We start from the raw sequence: 16,729 nt of genomic DNA, 5'->3' as shown, positions 1-16,729 counted from the left end.
CGACGCAATCAGTTTTTCACCGGGAAATACCAGAGATTGCGGTCGGTATAGCCGAACTGCCTGATGATCGATCCCAGCGTTCCGTCGGCGCGAATTTCGTCGAGCGTTCGCGACACCGCGTTGTTCAGATCGACGTCGCCCTTGCGCAACGCGTAGCGCGCGTAGCCGTACTCCTGCGGCAGCGGCCGGTAGTCCGCCACCATTTGCATCGCGGCAGTGGGATGCTGCTTCAGGAATTGCCCGATCTTGATGTCGTCTTCCATCGCGACGTCGATGCGCCCAGCGATCAGATCGGAGAACTCCGCCTCGCTGCTCGTGTAGAGCTTGAGCTCCTTGAGGTCCTTGCGCCCTTCGAGCAACTGGTGATTGAAGCTCCCGCGCACCGTGCCGACCGTATGGCCCGCAAAGTCGTCCCACCCATGAATCTTCGACGGATTGCCACGCTGTACCGCGATGCCCGATCCGTACCAGTATGCCGGGCTCGTGAATGCGACGACGCGCAGCCGCTGCTCGTTCTCGTGCAGGTTGTCGACGATGACGTCGGCGCGGCCGGCGAGCAGTGCCGGAATCATCGCGTCGAACGGCACGATATCCCACGTGACCTTCGTGATCTTGAGCCGCTTCGTGATTTCGCGGAAGATGCGCACGTCCGCGCCGTCGAACGTGTGTGTTTTCTCGTCGCGGAAGGTCGACGGCGGGTCGGCGGCGATCACGAGCGTGATGCCGTTCCTGATTGCGCGTGCGTACGAGCCGTCTCCGCCATCGAAGCGCGCGTCGCCGATTGCGGTGCTATCAGCCGCATGGGCACTGGACAGCAACGTTGCAACACCCATCAATATCGATGCAAACGCCAGCGTAGCTTTGCGCATGAAACACCCCGAATTGGTTAGTTATCCAGATCTGACGAATCGATCGCGACATTTGCCTTGCTGCCTTACGTACGAGCGCGACGGTCATCGTGGACGCACTGCGGCGTTCGCCGACCGCGCGGTGCCCATCTTGCGCTCGAGCCAGTGCACGACCAGGGCGCTCGGCCAGGAAAACGCCAGATAGAGCGCGCCGACCAGCGTGAAGATCGTGACGTACTGGAAGTTCGTCGACGAGATGATCTGGCCGGTGAACATCAGCTCCTTGACCGTCACGATCGACACGAGCGAGGTGTCCTTGAAGAGCGAAATCGCATAGTTGCCGAGCGGCGGCACGACGATGCGGATGGCCTGGGGAAGCACGATCAGGCGCAGCGTCTGGCTGCCGGACATGCCGAGCGCCTTCGCGGCTTGCGTCTGGCTCTTCGGCACGGCTTCGATGCCCGCGCGATACACCTCGGCGAGGTACGCTGAATAATTGATCGACAGCCCGATGACACCCGCCGTGAACGGCGCGAAACGAATTCCGAACGAGGGCAGCACGAAGTAGATGTAGAACAGTTGCAGCAGCGCGGGCGTGCCGCGTATGACCTCGATATAAACCGATGCAATGGCTCTCGGCAGCCGCGCGCGGCTGATTCTGGCGATGGCGAGCAGCAGGCCAAACGGCAGGCTGAGCGCCAGGATGCTGAAGGTCAGCTCAATGCTCGTGAGCGCCCCTTTGAGCAGATCGGGCAAATACCTGTTCGCGTCGTGCAGATCGAACAGATCGAAGAAGGTGGTCAGCATGAGGTCCTCGCCCCTTCGCGGGGGCACCAGTGATCTGCCAGGGAGATGCGCGCCGGCTCGCCGCGTTACGCGCCAACCTGCGCGCCGAGCATCCGGCTGATGCGTTCTGCATGGTTGCGCAGCGTGCGCCCCAGCGCGTGCAGGTCGTCGTCGTCCAGTCCGTTCTTGAGCGTCGTCACGCTGATCGCAGCCACGCCTTCGCCGTCGCGGTTCGTAATGGCCGCGCCGACGCAAACCACGCCCAGATTGTCTTCTTCGTCGTCGAATGCATAGCCGCGCTCGGCGACGAGGATCAGATCCTTCATCAGCTCCGCGGGCGTCAGGCGGGTGTACTCGGTGCGACGCGGCATGCCGGTATGCGCAAGCAGCTTGACGACGCGCGCCGGCGGCATCAGCGCGAGCAGGGATTTCCCGAGCGCCGAGCAATGCGGAAGCTCGCGTTGTCCGAGGGCGGACGCGATACGCACGATGCCGGGCGCCTCGACGCGGCTAATTGCGACGGCGTAGCCGTTGTCGTCGAGCACCGCAAGCCGGGACGTGAGACCGGTCGTGTCGGTCAGCTCGCGCAGAACCGGCATCGCAAGCTGGGAGATGCCGACGTCCGCCGCCGCCCGGTCGCCGAGATGCACGAGCGCAAAGCCGAGCCGATAGCGTCGTGAGCCGCCAAGGCGTACATCGGTGACGTAATGACGGGCGAGCAAGGTCTGCAATAACTCGAACGCCGTGCTCTTCGACACGCCGATTGCCGTCGCAATCTCGGCAACCGTAAGCCCCTCGTTATCGCTGGCCCCCAGCGTCTCCAGGACATCGAGCGCCCGGCTGACGCTGCGAAGCGCATTGCGCTCCCCAATGGTTTGGTCCGTTTGTGTCATTTGTATTTCGTCTTTTATCCGCTAGCGGGCAGTCGAGCGTTTTAGCCAGCTTAGCGCTGCCAATATTGACAGTCATCAAGGTGGAAACTACCATAAATAAGCCGCCGAACGACGTTCGGCCTAGCCGAACAAAATATCTATTCGGCATACAGGACGCCTGATTCGTGGCGTGGCTTACCCAGGTAAATGACAACAGGAGGCCGCAGGGCCGGTGATGCGCTCGGGGCATGCATGCGCGGCGCCATATTCCGACGGCAAATAAAGATGGGAACAGTGTCAGAAAGGGGTTTGGACGGGGGCGGGCAACCGAGAAAGTCGGACGCCTGGTCGTCGCAAGTCGCTCACAGCGACATCCTGCACATTAAATCCGTGATTCAGCGATTGTCTGCAGAGGACCTGAACGAGTCGCGTTTGCCGCCGGCTTATTGGCGAAAGCGCTTGCAGGAAATCATGCAAAGCCATCAATTGTCGAAAAGCCAGTTCGACGAGATCGACCGGCTGCTCGCGACATTGAAGGAGTAATGGCGCACGGCATCGGCGATGGCTCGACAGCCATCGTGCGAACGACTAGCAGGCAAACAGCGAATTCGCGGCGCGTACCGATTTACGGTCAACCGCCTGCAAGCGCCACTGCCATGCTGTTTCGTTGCACGCGCTGCTGTCCGGCCAGCTCGCATCGCCATGTCCGGAATGGACTTCCTGCCGCTCGTCCAGGCTGAGACCGCGCATGATGCAAAGGGGTGCATCGGTTTGCGGAGCGCATAAGACCGTCCCATCGCCGCCGGCGCGGACGTCGCCCCACGAAGGCAGGTCGACCCCTTCGTGTGACTCGCGCGACCAGCGTTTCTGGTCGAGATCGATCCACACCAGGGCGAATTCGTGTTTGTCTGCCGGGTCAGAACCATTGATCAGGATGGTCAGTCGCATGAGCACTCCGTGCAGTGCGGCTCGTTGATGGGATCGCGGCGCGAATCGCAAGTTGTCAGTCTAGAAGTTCCGCGATGGAACGCAAGCGGATTTTCCATATATTGGGAAAACTCCGTGGTGCGGAGGCGCACATAACGCGAAGGTCGAGCCGGAACCGAAGACGTCGGTGCAGCTTCGGTTCGCCCCGGGGGTCGGAATGAGCTCTCCGCATCCTGGCGTCCGATCTGGTCTATGCTCATGAAATCATATGATTTGAATCGGGGAGACGACGTGCTTACGTCCGCCACGGGCGACAAGTTCTGGACCGCCGGCATTTTGCGCCGCATTTATGTTCTCCGGGTCCTCGGCTACGCGATCGGCTCCATCCCCGTTCTGTCCTTGCTGCACGTGCAACATGCGCCGGCGTTGCTCTTCGCCGGCGTTCTTGCCATCTGTCTCGTCTGGCCGCATGTCGCTTATTCGCGGGTACGCGCCAACACTGACGATGCACTCCGCAAAGAGAAATGGAACCTGCTCTTCGATTCGGCGTTCGGCGGCTGGCTGGCCGCGGCGGTTCATTTCGAACCGGTCGCAGCCGTCGTCATCCTGTTGATGTTTGCGCTCGACACCATGGCCGTGGGTGGTTGGCCGGTCTTCGTCGCCGGGGTGGGCGCGAGTGCGGCGGGCCTGATCGCCGGGGCGGCGATCTTCGGTATCGCCACCACGCCGCTGGACGCACGGATCGCGCCGGTGTGGCTGCCCATTATCTTCATCTATCCACTCCTGTTCGCCAAAACGACCCATGACGTGTCGGTCAGGCTTCTCGATCGTTCGCGCCGTTTGCGCGAACTCAGCGAATGCGACAGCCTGACCCGGCTCGCGAATCGTGCGGCGCTCAGCGCACGATTGCAGGCACTCCTGACTGCCCCCGCCCGGCAGGGCGAATCCGTCTATGTCGTTTTCCTCGACCTGGACACGTTCAAGACCGTCAATGATGCGCTCGGGCACAGCGTCGGCGATCAGCTGCTCGTCGAAGTTGCCGGGCGTCTGCGGAGCTGCGCGCGGCCGGGCGACATTCTCGGTCGTTACGGCGGCGACGAGTTCATGATCGTTGCGCCGCGCGGGCGCGACGACGCACGCTTCGACCTTCCCGACACCGTACTCGCGGCAATCGCGAAGCCCGTGCTCGTCGGCGGGAATGAGCTCGTGGTGAGCGCCAGCGTCGGCATCAGCGTGTTTCCAGCGGATGGAGACAATGTGGAAACACTGATCTCGTGCGCGGACATGGCGATGTACGCGGCCAAGAGTCGTGGCCGCAATTGCTGGGATCGCTATCGGCCTGAGATGGGCGAGAACGCCGACGCAAAGCTCATCCTTTCGGCACGGCTGAGAAAGGCGATCGAAGCAGGGACGCTGCGCGTGCACTACCAGCCGCAGGTCGACATGCGCAACGGCCACGTGCTTGGCGTCGAAGCATTGGCGCGTTGGCACGATGAGATTTACGGCGAGATCGCGCCGGCCGAATTCGTTTCGATAGCGGAGGCCTCGGGATTTGTCGAGATGCTCGGCGAGTGGGTGCTGCATGAGGCGTGCCGGCAGTCGGCGCTCTGGAGGCACATGGGGATTGCGCCGTTGCGCATCGCGGTCAATCTGTCGCCGCTCCAGTTGCAACGCACGGATATGGTCGAGACGTTTCAGACCATCCTGCAGGAGACTGGTGTCGATCCGACGATGCTCGAGCTCGAGGTCACCGAAACCGCGTTGATGAAGCAACCGGAGATCGCCGCGCGCCGCCTTCACGCATTTCGCCGCGCGGGTATTCGTATTGCAATCGACGATTTCGGCATGGGCTACTCGAGCCTGAGTCAACTGCGCGCGCTGCCGGTCGATCGCATCAAGATCGACCGTGCGTTCGTGCAAGGCGTCGGGGAAACGGACACGGATGCGATCGTGAAGGCGATGGTTACGCTTGCGCAGGCGCTCGGTTTATCCGTCATCGCCGAAGGGGTGGAGACGCTCGCCCAGCAGGAGTTCCTGCTCGCGCTCAGTTGTGTGGAAGCGCAGGGATTCCGCTTCAGCAGGCCGCTCGATGCCGAAAGCATCACGCGCATGCTCGCCGACGGCGGCCCGCTACCGCGGCCTTCGCTTGCCACGCTCAGCGAAAACGTCATCGTCTGAGCGACGCGACGCCGGCCAGCGACGCCCGAAAGCTCGCGTAAGTGCGTGCTATGCTGACGTCACGCGACTTGCCGAAACCCACATGCCTAAGCCGTTGTCCATTCTTTTCGTCGATGACGACGAGATGTCTCGCACCCACTTCGCACGCGCCGTCCAGGGGCTTTATCCGGTTCATCTCGCGCGCAACGCGGACGAAGCCATCGAGATACTCGAGGAGCACGGCGCGGACATCGCAGTCCTGGTGACCGACTTCCGCATGCCGGTCAGCAATGGCGATCAGCTGCTGCGCGAAGCCGCCCAACGCTATCCGCGAATCGTGCGGATTCTGGTGACCGCTTACGCCGACAAGGACATGCTGTTGCGAACGGTGAATACCGGGGGCGTATTTCGCATCATCGAAAAGCCGCTGCGGATCGAAGCGGTACGCGAGACGCTGCGCGAGGCGATTGCGCAGTGGACCGAGCGTGAAACCCGCCAGCATCAGTTGCTGGCGATGGATGAAACGCTTGCGTTCCTCGCGCACGAGTTGAACACGCCTTTGGCGACGATCGCACTGATTGCGCAAACCATCGAAAACGGCAGTATCGGCGCGTCCGATCCGATGCCGCAGAGCAAGGTCGCCGATGCGGCAACCTCGATGCTCGCCAATGCGCAGTACTGCATGACGCTGATCTCTTCCTTCTGGGCGAGCTTGCATAAAAGCGGTGGCGCGCAGTCCTTATCGCGCGCTGGCGCCCGGGAAGTGCGAGCGACGCGCCTGATTGCCACCCTGCTCGACACTTACCCGTTCTCAGCCTCGCAGCGCGACTGGATCACGGTCGACGTGCGGGACGATTTCATCGTGCGTGCCATGCCCAATTGCGTGACGCTCGTCCTTTCTTCGTTGCTGTCGAACGCCCTGCGCGCGCTCAGCCGCACGCCCCGCCCTGCGTTGCGCATTGAGGTGCTCGACACGCTCGAACCGCAGATCCGCGTGCGCGACAACGGTCCGGGCATTGCTCCCGAAATCAAGGCGCGACTCTTGCGGGACCCCATCACGACTCACGCCGAAGAAGGTGGCCACGGCATGGGCATGATCTTCTGCAACCGCATCATGCGATCTTTTGGCGGCGGCCTGGAAATCGACTCCACCGTGGGTGTCGGGACGACGGTCACCATGCGCTTTGGCACCCGCAAGGAATGCGCGCGAGCCACTGACGCGCAACGGCCGCTCGAGCCTCAGTCCTCGCTCGACACGCCCGGCTGATCGACCGGGCTTATCGCCGCCACAAAATATTGATGCAGCGCGTCGGCCGAGCGGTTTCCCAGTGCGGTGGTCTGGTCGAACCAGTCGGTCTCGTCCGGCCATTGGCCATCGAGGACCCGCGGATAGATCTGCTTCACATACAGGTGCAGCGCTTTCGCGCCGATATTCCCGCTGATACCTAAAAGCACGTGTAGCGTCGCGTGGACTGCCCGGATGTCACCGGCCTCCACACTGGTTGCAAGCTGCGCCAGTAGCGAGCGGATTTGCGCAATGCCCTTGAGGAAGGTCTGATCCAGCAGGTCGAGCGACGCCAGTTCGTCGAGGTGTGCCTCATCGAGCAGGTCGTTCTCCGCGATCGCCGGCCGATTCGCAGGCCGGTTTGCAACCCGCATGACCGGCACTGCCGGCCGCTCGCGTTTCTCCGGCGCGCTCGCCACGCGCGAGTGTGCAAACTGCCGCGCGAGACAGGCATAGAGCACGCCGACCTGCACCGGTTTCGTCATGACCTCGTTCATGCCCGCGGCGAGACAGGCTCTGACTGCCGCCATATCGGACTGGCCGGTCAGGGCCACGATAGGCAGCTCGCCATACTCGTCCACGCGGGCGCGAATCCACGCCGCCGTCTCCACGCCGCCCATGCCGGGCATGTTCATGTCCATCACGATGGCGTCGACATTGCCACCGCCCTGCAGGCGCGCCAGCACGCCCTGTCCGTTCTCCGCCTCCACGACGCTGGCGCCGCAACGCTCCAGATAGCTCTTCGCGACCATCCTGCTGTAGGTGTCGTCGTCGGCGACGAGAATCGTCTTGCCCGCGAATCCGTCGAAGCGCGGGTGGCGCAAATGGCGATCGCCGCTTTCCATGAGCTTCTGCAGCGTACTCACCAGTTCCACCATGCGTATGGACTTGTTGATCGTTGCGTCCATGCCGGCACCCTTCGCGAGCACGCGAGCCAGGTTGTGAGCTTCGGCCGTATAACCGACGACCAGCAGCCCCCCGCCAGCCAGGTCGGCGTCGGAACGGATCTTCTCCGTGGTCGTGTAGCCGTCGAGACCCGGCATATTGATGTCCATCAGCACGAGATCGTAGGCGGCACTCTCTCGAAGGAGCGTCAGCGCGCGCTCACCGCTCTCCGCTTCGACAACCCGGGCGCCCACCCCCGAAAACGCATGGCAGACTTTCTCGCGTATCACCGCGTCATCATCCACAAACAGGATCGCCTTCCCGCTGAAGAACTCCGTGGCGCGCGCGAGTAGCGTCTGCCGGTAGGCCGCGATTTCGCTCTCCGGTATGGCAGGAAACTCGAGCGTAAACTGGGTGAATCGGCCGGCTTCCGAGCGGCACTCGATCGTGCCGCCGAACGAGCGCATCGCACGCTGGCAGTAGGCAAGCCCCAAACCCGTGCCGGCAGCATTTCCCTGGGTGCGGAAAGGCTCGAACAGATGGGACATCATCTCGGCTGCGATGCCCGGCCCCGTGTCGTGAACGATCACCTTGTTCCGGTCGACAGTCAGCGTGAGCGTTGCCGTGGGATGCGCTGCCATGTGATGCAGCGCATTCTTGATCAGATTGAACAAGGTAAACAGATAGACGGTCTCGTCGACCTTGAAGGTAAAGTCTTCGAGGACCATCAGTTTTACGCGGCCGCGCTCTTTTCTGCCGCTAAAGCCGTACTCGTCGAGTGCCTTGCGTGTCGCCTCTGCCGCGCTCGCATAGTTGAGATTGTCCGACTGCATGGGCTTGGCGCTGACCTCATCGAGCGTCATCGCAATGATTCTGAGCCCGCGGTCGATCGCCAGCTGTCCGTGCGCAACGTGCTGCGAGAGCGAAGCCACCGCGTCGACCGGCAACGCCGGCACAGGCTTCGACTCGGCCATCGCGGGCAGCGCCTCCTCGACGCGATCGAGCACGTACCGGAGCTGGCTGAGCGGATTCCGCATTTCATGGGCGATCGTGCCCGCGAGCGCCCGGAGTGCGCCGTTCTTGGCCTGCGCCGTGATCCCCCGCATGTTGCTGTAGCTGAACGTGAGGCCCGCGCTGATGCCGAACGCGAAAACCGGCAGATAGGTGTAGAGCAGCAAATGGCCGTCGACGTGCAAGGACTCCGGCGTGACGATCCACGCGCAGAGGATGGCGAGGCCAACCCCGAGGGCGAGATTCAGCGCCAACGCGACGAACGACGGAAAAATCGCGATCAGGAAAAACATCATCCCGACTTCCGCCATCGACCAGATCATCGAATAGTGGCCGGTGATCAGGTAGTAGGTGAAAAAGAACGGTAGCGTATAGGCTACCGTCAGGAAGTAATACCACGGCAGGAAAGGCACTGCTGCTGCGGGCCAGAAGCGGCGCAGCAGCAGCAACAGACAGGCGAGCGCGCCGATCACGCGCATCAGCGTGCTTTCATTGGGCTGGGGGTCGATGTAGGTCCACCACAACCAGTACAGCGGATGTCCGATGGTCCCGATGACGCCCACCGCCAGCACGCTAAGGTCCGACAACCCATATGCGTCGCGAACCCGCTGCATCAGATAGCGAACGCCTCCCGCAATGCCTTTCATATCGTTCTCAATAGACTGATACCGAGCCTCAGAACAGGAAGCTGCTCACGTTGAACGACATGCCGGCGCTGCCGACCCAGCACAGCGCCCTGTCGCCCCGCTTCAGCTTCCCGGTCTCCTTGGCCATTGAAATCGCGGCCGGAATCGAGGCGGAAACGAGATTTCCGGTATCCGGATAGATGTGATACATCTTATCGTCGATGCCTGCCTTCACGCCGTAGCCGTGCCACGCGGCCTTGGAGGAGGCGTGCGTAAACACGATGTCGATGTCCTTTTTGGGAACGGCCAGTCGGGAGAAGACTTCGCCAAGCTCATCTGAATTTTTGTGCAATTCGTGGCCGAACGAGGTAAACCGCATTTCGCCGTTCTTGCCGATACGGTCGGTGGGATGGCAATACCCCTCGTAGCCAGGAATCGGAATCGTGCACAGGTCCGAGACGTCGGGCTTGCCGCGAAATGCAAAGCTGAAGTTATCCGGTTCCTTCGCGACCACGAGCGTGGCCGTCGCCGCTTCGCCTATCGTAAACGACGGCAGCGTGTATTCGACCTGGGCGTGATGCTTGAGCGCGAAATTCGAAGGATAGAGCGGCCCCCCTGCGAGCATATTGAATTCGGCGTTCACGATCATCGCGTTTTTATACTGGCCGGTCTTGAAGAGACTGTCGACGATCGACATGGCCCGCGTCCAGCTCATGCAGGCGTCGACCACATCGAAGCATTCGGCATTGCCAAAGCCGAGCGTGCTCGCCATCATGTGGCTGTTGCCCGGCTCGAGGAATCCTCGACCGATACCGACGAAGATGAACAGCTCGATGTGCTCCGGCCTCAGATACGTTTCCGACAACACCTTGCGCGTCGCCATCGCAACGTGATCGATGGGCGACTCATGGCTGTCGCACCAGCGGCGATGAACCAGACCGCTCCGGTCGAGCAGTGTCTTGATGGTGCGCACGGTCCTGTCGATGTCGCCATCGAAAGCCGTAGAGTGGGACCGGATCATATCGACGACTTCTTCGTTCGTGACGACCCGCGAAGGGAGACTGACTGCAACGTTCTTGATAAGCATAGAGAATCCGTGAATCGCGAAAAAATGGATGGGTAAAGGTCTCGCGCATGTGGCACGCGGATACCTGGACATCAGATATCCGGCCGAACGGCCCCCGTACGTTAGCGCCCCCACCGTTTATCACGAATTTCCCCCCTTCCCTACGCGTTGACTTTCAGCGGCCGGGTCTCGAGCGCCCGGGGTTCGTCGCCATGCTCACGGGAACCTGCCTCCCTCCCATTCTTTCAATTCACCTTCTGACTACCTGAGCCATTCGGCGACGGCTCAGGCTTCACGACTCATGTTCGGCGCATACTTTGCGGGAATGATCCCGAACGGCATATCGGCAACAGTGAGTGGAACTTGAGCGTCGGGAAATCGACCCACCGGGCTCGCCAACGAGCGCCTGCGCAAGTTCATTGACTGGCGAAAGCAAAGGCTACCGGTTCAATGCACGTCTCTTAGCCGAACCGTGCGGGCCAATACGGCGTGGGATCGATGAACGGCGTTTCGCCGACGATCTGCTCGGCAACGAGGCGCGCCGTGACCGGCCCGAGCGTGAGTCCATGATGATTGTGACCGAACGCGAACCACAGCCCCGCATGACGCGGCGCAGGCCCGAGCAGCGGGCGCATGTCGGGCGTGCAGGGGCGCAAGCCCATCCACGGCGTTTCGTCCAGCCGCGTGCCGAGGCCGAACACGGGACGCGCCTCGCGCTCGGCCGCGTCGAGCTGCGCGTAGTTGGGCGGACGCTCGCGCGTGGCAAGCTCGACGCCCGTGGTCAGACGCAGGCCGCGACGCATCGGCGCGACCACGTAACCGCCTTCGATATCCACCACCGGACGCACGAGCGGCGCACGCGCGTCGCTCGCGTAGTGCATGTGATAGCCGCGCTTGACCATGAGCGGCACGCGGTAACCGAGCGGCCGCGTCACGAGATCCGACCATGGGCCGAGCGCCACGACCGCAAGCCCGGCGCTCAGCGGTCCTGCGTCGGTCTGCACTCGCCAGCCCTTGCCGTCGGGCATCAGCGTGCGCGCATCGCCGTGTGCAAATGCACCGCCTTCACGCAGGAACAGCTGCGCATAGCCCTTCGTCAGTGCGCCAGGATCCGCCACGCTCGCGGGATCGATCCAGTGAATCGCGCCCGCATAGGCTGCGTTGAGTGAAGGCTCCAGTGCGAGCAGGCCCGGCGCGTCGAACATCTGCACATGCAGGCCATGTGCGTCGGCCACGCCCTGCGCCGCGCGCATTTCGCGTTCGAAGCCGGTGGGCGAGCGCCACGCTTCGAGCCAGCCGATGGGCCGCACGATGTCGCGCAAGCCCGCGCGCGCGATCAGCGCGTCGTGCTCGGCCACGCTGCGCTCAATGAGCGGCAGCATGTCGCGCGCTGCGTGCGCGAGGCGCGCCGGCGACGACTCGCGCCAGAACGACGCGAGCCAGCGCGCGTAGGCGGGCAACGAGCGCACGTCGTAGCGCAGCACGGTCGAGTCGTTGCGCACGAGGCGCAGCAGCGTGCGCCAGTCGCGCGGGAAACCATAAGGCACCACCGACGACGACTCGATCAACCCCGCGTTGCCATGGCTCGTTTCCTCGCCGGGCCCGCGCCGGTCGACGAGCGTGACCTGCACGCCGCGCGCCTGCAGATGCAGTGCGACGCTCACGCCCACGATGCCCGCCCCGAGAACGATCGCGCTCTGGCTCATGAATCGGCTCTGGAGTCCGAAGTCATCGACATCACTTCGCGACGATATCGCGGCCGAAGTACTTCATCGACAGCTTCGTGAGCGTCCCGTCCTGGCGCAGCGAATCGATCGCGGCCACCACCTTCGCCTTGAGCGCCGCGTCGTCCTTGCGCATGCCGAAGCCCGTGCCTTCGCCGAGCGTGGCCGGGTCCTTGAGAGGCGCGCCCGCGAATTCGAAGCCCTTGCCCTGCGGTTTCGAGAGGAAGCCGTCGGTGGCGGTCTGCACTTCCTGCACCGCGCCGTCCAGGCGCCCGGCCGCGAGGTCCGCAAAAATCTGGTCCTGGTTCTCGTAGGTGACGACGTTCACGCCCTGCGTGCCCCAATGCTTGCGCACATAGTCTTCCTGCGTCGAGCCTTGCAGCACGCCAACCGACTTGCCCTTCAGGCTCGCGGGCGTAGGCTGCAGGCCCGAGCCGCGCTTCGCGACCATCTGGATCGGCATCACGTAGATGGCGGGCGTGAAGGCGATCTGCTGACGCCGCTTGTCGGTGATGTTCATGGCCGAGTTGATGACGTCGAACTTGCGCGCCTCGAGCGCGGCGATCAGGCCGTCGAAGCTGTTCTCCACCCACACGCACTTCATCTGCAGTTTCTGGCACACCGCGTTGCCGATATCGATGTCGAAGCCTTGCAGATCGCCAGCAGGCGTCTTGCTCTCGAACGGCGGATAGGACGCCTCCACGCCGAAGCGCAGCGTTTTCGGGTCCTGCGCGTGCGCCGCGCCCGCCGTCATGCCCGCCAGGCACGCAAGGCTGGCCGCCGCCGCAAAGCGAATCATCTTCCTGTTCATCGTCGTCACCCAATTCGTAATAAGTGTCTGTTCAAGTGTGCTGCGCTTCGTGCGGCGCCCTTTCACGCGGGCCGCGGCCGCAGGAGGAATATAGACGAAAAATAAAAATAAAGTCTAGAATGGACAAAAATGTCTACACCGCGACTCCGGAGCCCCAACATGAACGAGATGTCCCAAGCCATCGCCGCGCCGCTCGTCGTCGACGCCGCCCAGGTGCGCGCCGCCCTGCCCAGCCTCGACGTGCGGGGCGAACTGGCCCGCCTGTTCGCCTCGCTCGGCCGCGGCGACGCCGTGCAGCCGCCGCAAACCCTGACGCTGTTCCCCAAGCAGGCCGGCGACTTCATCACCTATCTCGGCGTGCTCGCCGAAGCGGGGGTGTTCGGCGCGAAGCTCTCGCCGTACATCGCGGGCGCCGAAGGCCAGCCGCCGATCATCACCGCATGGACCGCGCTGATGTCGATGAAAACGGGCCAGCCGCTCATGTGGTGCGACTCGGCGCTGCTCACCACCGAGCGCACCGCGGGCACCACAGCGCTCGCCGTCGACCAGCTCGCGCCGCGCGAGGCGAAGCGCCTGGCCGTGATCGGCTCGGGCGCGGTCGCGCTGGCGCATCTTCGTCACGTTGCGCCGCTGCGCGCGTGGGAGACCATTCGCGTGTTTTCGCCGAAGCTCGCCGGCGACCCACAGCGTCAGGCCGAACTGCGCGCACTGGATGCGCGGGCAAGCGTGGCGCAGACGGCACAGGCCTGCGTGCACGACGCCGACGTGGTGATGCTGTGCACCTCGTCGGGCAAGCCCGTGCTCGCGCTGGACACGCTGACGAAACCCGCCCTCGTCACCTCGATCAGCACGAACGCCGCACACGCGCACGAGATCGATCCGGCCGCGCTGCCCTCGCTCGACGTGTACTGTGACTATCGCCACACCACGCCGCAAAGCGCGGGCGAAATGGTGCTGGCCGCGCGCGAGCACGGCTGGTCGCCCGATGCGATCGCGGGCGATCTCGCGGAACTCGCCAACGACGCGTGCCCGCGACCGGCGTACGCGCGCCATGCCTTCTTCCGCTCGATCGGCCTTGGCCTCGAAGACATCGCCGTCGCGAACGCGCTGTACGAGCATCTGCAAAGCGCAAGCTGATGCCCGTTGATGCGCGGCGTCGAGTGAACGCAGTATCATCGATGTCCTTTCTGCCGCAACCCGGTCCCACACCGATGCCGAAACGAGAAGACGAGAAAACCCGCGTGAAGAAAACCGCCAGCCCGAAGTCCGCGCGCGACCTGCTGCTCGCGCGCTACGCGCACGTGGCGGACAGCATCACCACGCTGTTCTTTCCGTTCGCGGAGGTCGTGATTCATGACCTCTCGGACCAGACCGTGGCGTATCTCTCGAACAATCTCTCGAAGCGCGAGGTCGGCGACGACTCCGCGCTCGAAGACGTCGAGGAAACCACCCGCAACAAGCTGCTCGGCCCCTACGAGAAGGTGAACTGGGACGGCCGGCGCATGCGTTGCGTGAGCACGGCGCTGTTCGACGACGAAGGGCACGCGGCGGGTGTCATGTGCATCAACTTCAACATCGCCGCGTTCGACGACATGCAGGCCACGCTCAACCTCTTCCTGCGCGGCGCAGGCGTGATCGCACAGCCCGAGGAGCTATTCCGGGACGACTGGCAGGAGCGCATCAACACCTTTTTGCACGGCTGGCTGCGCGAGCGGCAGATCGCGCTCAACTCGCTCACGCGCGAGCACCGGCGCGAACTGGTCGAGGCGCTGCACGCCGAAGGCGCGTTCAAGGGCAAGAGTTCCGCCAACTATGTGGCGAAGGTGCTGGGCATGGGGCGCGCGACGGTCTACAAGCATCTGCGCGAAATGAAGGCGGACGCCGAATAGCGCGCAACCCATGCCTGACTAGAAGCGCCAGTACAAGGGCGCAATGAACACGACCACGGCCATCGACCACGACACGATCAGCACGCCGATCTTCCAGTAGTCGCCGAACGCGTAGGCGCCCGGCCCGTACGTGACGATGTTCACCGGCGTGCTCATTGGCGTGAGGTGGGCTGCGCCCGCGCCCAGTGCGACCGCGATCAGGAACGGCGTCGCCGACACCCCGAGCTCCCGCGCCGTGGCAACCGCAATCGGCACGGTCACGAGCGCGGAAGAGTTGTTGGAGATGACCTGGGTCAGCACCGCGGCGACGACGAAGAGCCCCGCCATCACGGCGCGCGGGCCGCCGGAGCCGACGATCTGGATCACGTAGTCGCCAAGCAGATACGCGAGCCCGGTCTTCGACATCGCCGTGGCGAGCGGGATCAGCGCGCCGACCAGCACGCAGGTGTTCCAGTCGATGGAATACAGCTGGCTCAGCTTGATCACGCGTGTCAGCACCATCGCCGTCACGCAGATCAGCGTGGCCACGGCGGCCGGCACGACATTGGTCGCAAGCAGCACGACCAGCACGGCGAGGATGATGAGCGCTTCGCGAGCGCCGCGACTGAGCGCGACAGTCTGGCGCCGGACGGCTTGCGGCGCATCGACCATGAGGATCTGCGGGTCGGAGAAGTGCTTGTCCAGCGCCTCCCAGGTACCCCGGAACAGCAGATGGTCACCGGCGACCAGATGCGTGGAGGGCCCCGGCACGTCTTCCCCACCGCGCTGGACGGCGAGGACGATCAGGTCGCCTTCGTGCGTCGCCATGCCCGGAAACACGGCTTGACCAATCAACGCGGAGCGCTGCGGGATCACCACTTCGGCAAGGCCTGACGTACGGTTGAACAGCGCGTTGGTCACCGCCTGCGATTCCGCGTACGGCTCGCGAATGGCGAGGTGCAGGTCGTTGGCCAGCCGCGCGACAACCGGCGCGGCGCCACGCACCAGCAGGTGCTGCCCCTCCACCGCTTCCTGCCCACCCAGCTCCGCGTCCGCTTCGTCCATGAGCCCGAGGACGCTGAGGCCCGGGTATTGCGACAGATCGATGTCGCCCACCGTCTTGCCGATGAACGGCGAGCCCGCACGCACGCGCAGCCGGCACACGTCGTCGGCCATGCGGTACTGCTCGACGAGCGTATGCGCATGCTGGCTGAAATCGGCTGGCAGCGATCCCGAACTGCGCTTGGGCAGCAGGAGCGGCCCCAGCACCAGAATGATGACGAGGCTGCCCGCGAAAAGCGGCAAGCCGACAATCGACCATTCGAAGAAGCGGATCGGCGCGCCGCCTGCCGCATCGGCTGCGCTCGCCGCGATGACATTCACAGGACTGCCTAGCAGTGTGAGCTTGGCGCCGGTCAGGCACGCAATCGACACCGGCATCATCAGCTGGGAAGGCTCGAGCCGCGTGCGCACGCAGACGATGACCGCGATCGGCAACATCGCGACGACGGCGCCGTTCATGCCGATCAGCGCCGCCGAGATGGCGGACAGGATCAGCAGCGAAGCGATGAGCCGTTTCTGGCTCTGGCCGGCATGACGAATGAGCCACTGGCCCGCCCACGTGCCTACGCCGGTCGTCTCGAGGCCGATCCCGACGCCGAGCAGCGCGGCGATGAAGACGATGAGCGGATCGCCGAATCCGCCCAACGCCTCGTGCATCGTCAGCACGCCGGTGAGGTAGAGCGCGAGCAGCGACATGACGGCGACTACCGCCGCCGGCAGCTTGTTCCAGATGAACAGCACCATCGTTACGGCGAGGATGAGCGAGGTAACGATCATCGGGTTCATGTCTTCGACCCTTCG

14 protein-coding genes are annotated in these 16,729 nt (G+C 63.7%); 5 read left to right on the top strand and 9 right to left on the bottom strand.

Annotated features, from left to right (window positions below):
* Nucleotides 1–8: 8 nt before the first annotated feature.
* The 3 genes from AB4Y44_RS26750 to AB4Y44_RS26740 all read right to left on the bottom strand — a co-directional run bounded on the left by AB4Y44_RS26750 (nt 9) and on the right by AB4Y44_RS26740 (nt 2,527).
* Complete coding sequence (locus AB4Y44_RS26750; RefSeq protein WP_342921645.1) at nt 9–869, bottom strand: transporter substrate-binding domain-containing protein; 861 nt, start codon at nt 867–869, stop codon at nt 9–11.
* Nucleotides 870–953: 84 nt separating this feature from the next.
* Nucleotides 954–1,655 (bottom strand): ectoine/hydroxyectoine ABC transporter permease subunit EhuD, encoded by a 702-nt coding sequence (gene ehuD, locus AB4Y44_RS26745; protein ID WP_368701303.1) that lies wholly within the window; start codon nt 1,653–1,655, stop codon nt 954–956.
* A gap of 65 nt (nt 1,656–1,720) precedes the next feature.
* On the bottom strand, nt 1,721–2,527 hold the full coding sequence (locus tag AB4Y44_RS26740; protein ID WP_342921647.1) for an IclR family transcriptional regulator: 807 nt from the start codon (nt 2,525–2,527) through the stop codon (nt 1,721–1,723).
* Between the two features lie 264 nt (nt 2,528–2,791).
* Between AB4Y44_RS26740 and AB4Y44_RS26735 the strand changes: the two genes are divergently transcribed.
* Entirely contained in the window at nt 2,792–3,049 is a 258-nt protein-coding gene (locus AB4Y44_RS26735; protein ID WP_342921648.1) for a hypothetical protein, read from the top strand.
* A gap of 45 nt (nt 3,050–3,094) precedes the next feature.
* Here AB4Y44_RS26735 and AB4Y44_RS26730 read toward each other — a convergent pair whose 3' ends face one another.
* A complete protein-coding gene (locus AB4Y44_RS26730; RefSeq protein ID WP_342921649.1) occupies nt 3,095–3,454 on the bottom strand; it encodes a DUF3564 family protein in 360 nt (119 codons plus the stop codon).
* Between the two features lie 315 nt (nt 3,455–3,769).
* Between AB4Y44_RS26730 and AB4Y44_RS26725 the strand changes: the two genes are divergently transcribed.
* Nucleotides 3,770–5,611, top strand: a complete 1,842-nt coding sequence (locus tag AB4Y44_RS26725; RefSeq protein WP_368701302.1) for an EAL domain-containing protein — start codon at nt 3,770–3,772, stop codon at nt 5,609–5,611.
* Between the two features lie 82 nt (nt 5,612–5,693).
* The gene (locus AB4Y44_RS26720; RefSeq protein WP_342921789.1) at nt 5,694–6,857 is read left to right on the top strand and encodes a hybrid sensor histidine kinase/response regulator; all 1,164 of its coding nucleotides are present in this window, start codon (nt 5,694–5,696) and stop codon (nt 6,855–6,857) included.
* Here the strand turns inward: AB4Y44_RS26720 and AB4Y44_RS26715 are convergent.
* From AB4Y44_RS26715 to AB4Y44_RS26700, 4 genes are all read right to left on the bottom strand, one after another.
* Nucleotides 6,830–9,418 carry a hybrid sensor histidine kinase/response regulator gene (locus tag AB4Y44_RS26715; protein ID WP_368701301.1) on the bottom strand — a complete coding sequence of 863 codons (2,589 nt, stop codon included), beginning with the start codon at nt 9,416–9,418 and terminating at the stop codon, nt 6,830–6,832. The genes AB4Y44_RS26720 and AB4Y44_RS26715 overlap by 28 nt on opposite strands.
* Nucleotides 9,419–9,446: 28 nt before the next feature.
* On the bottom strand, nt 9,447–10,484 hold the full coding sequence (locus AB4Y44_RS26710; RefSeq protein WP_368701300.1) for a 3-oxoacyl-[acyl-carrier-protein] synthase III C-terminal domain-containing protein: 1,038 nt from the start codon (nt 10,482–10,484) through the stop codon (nt 9,447–9,449).
* Between the two features lie 440 nt (nt 10,485–10,924).
* Nucleotides 10,925–12,169, bottom strand: coding sequence for an FAD-binding oxidoreductase (locus tag AB4Y44_RS26705; protein WP_342921653.1), 1,245 nt, complete (start codon nt 12,167–12,169; stop codon nt 10,925–10,927).
* 31 nt (nt 12,170–12,200) lie between these two features.
* Nucleotides 12,201–12,998: an ABC transporter substrate-binding protein gene (locus AB4Y44_RS26700; protein ID WP_324156923.1), complete on the bottom strand. Its 798-nt coding sequence runs from the start codon at nt 12,996–12,998 to the stop codon at nt 12,201–12,203.
* Between the two features lie 168 nt (nt 12,999–13,166).
* Between AB4Y44_RS26700 and AB4Y44_RS26695 the strand changes: the two genes are divergently transcribed.
* Nucleotides 13,167–14,135, top strand: a complete 969-nt coding sequence (locus tag AB4Y44_RS26695) for an ornithine cyclodeaminase family protein (RefSeq protein WP_342921790.1) — start codon at nt 13,167–13,169, stop codon at nt 14,133–14,135.
* A 104-nt stretch (nt 14,136–14,239) separates the two neighbouring features.
* Entirely contained in the window at nt 14,240–14,887 is a 648-nt protein-coding gene (locus AB4Y44_RS26690) for a transcriptional regulator (protein ID WP_069262415.1), read from the top strand.
* A gap of 18 nt (nt 14,888–14,905) precedes the next feature.
* Here the strand turns inward: AB4Y44_RS26690 and AB4Y44_RS26685 are convergent, their stop codons facing one another.
* Nucleotides 14,906–16,714 carry an SLC13 family permease gene (locus AB4Y44_RS26685; RefSeq protein ID WP_368701299.1) on the bottom strand — a complete coding sequence of 603 codons (1,809 nt, stop codon included), beginning with the start codon at nt 16,712–16,714 and terminating at the stop codon, nt 14,906–14,908.
* Nucleotides 16,715–16,729: the final 15 nt, after the last annotated feature.

It is taken from the genome of Paraburkholderia sp. BR10937 (assembly GCF_040965695.1).
Taxonomy (GTDB): Bacteria; Pseudomonadota; Gammaproteobacteria; order Burkholderiales; family Burkholderiaceae; genus Paraburkholderia.
Note: the sequence above shows the minus strand (reverse complement) of the source record. Positions and strands in the feature narration are given on the sequence as shown.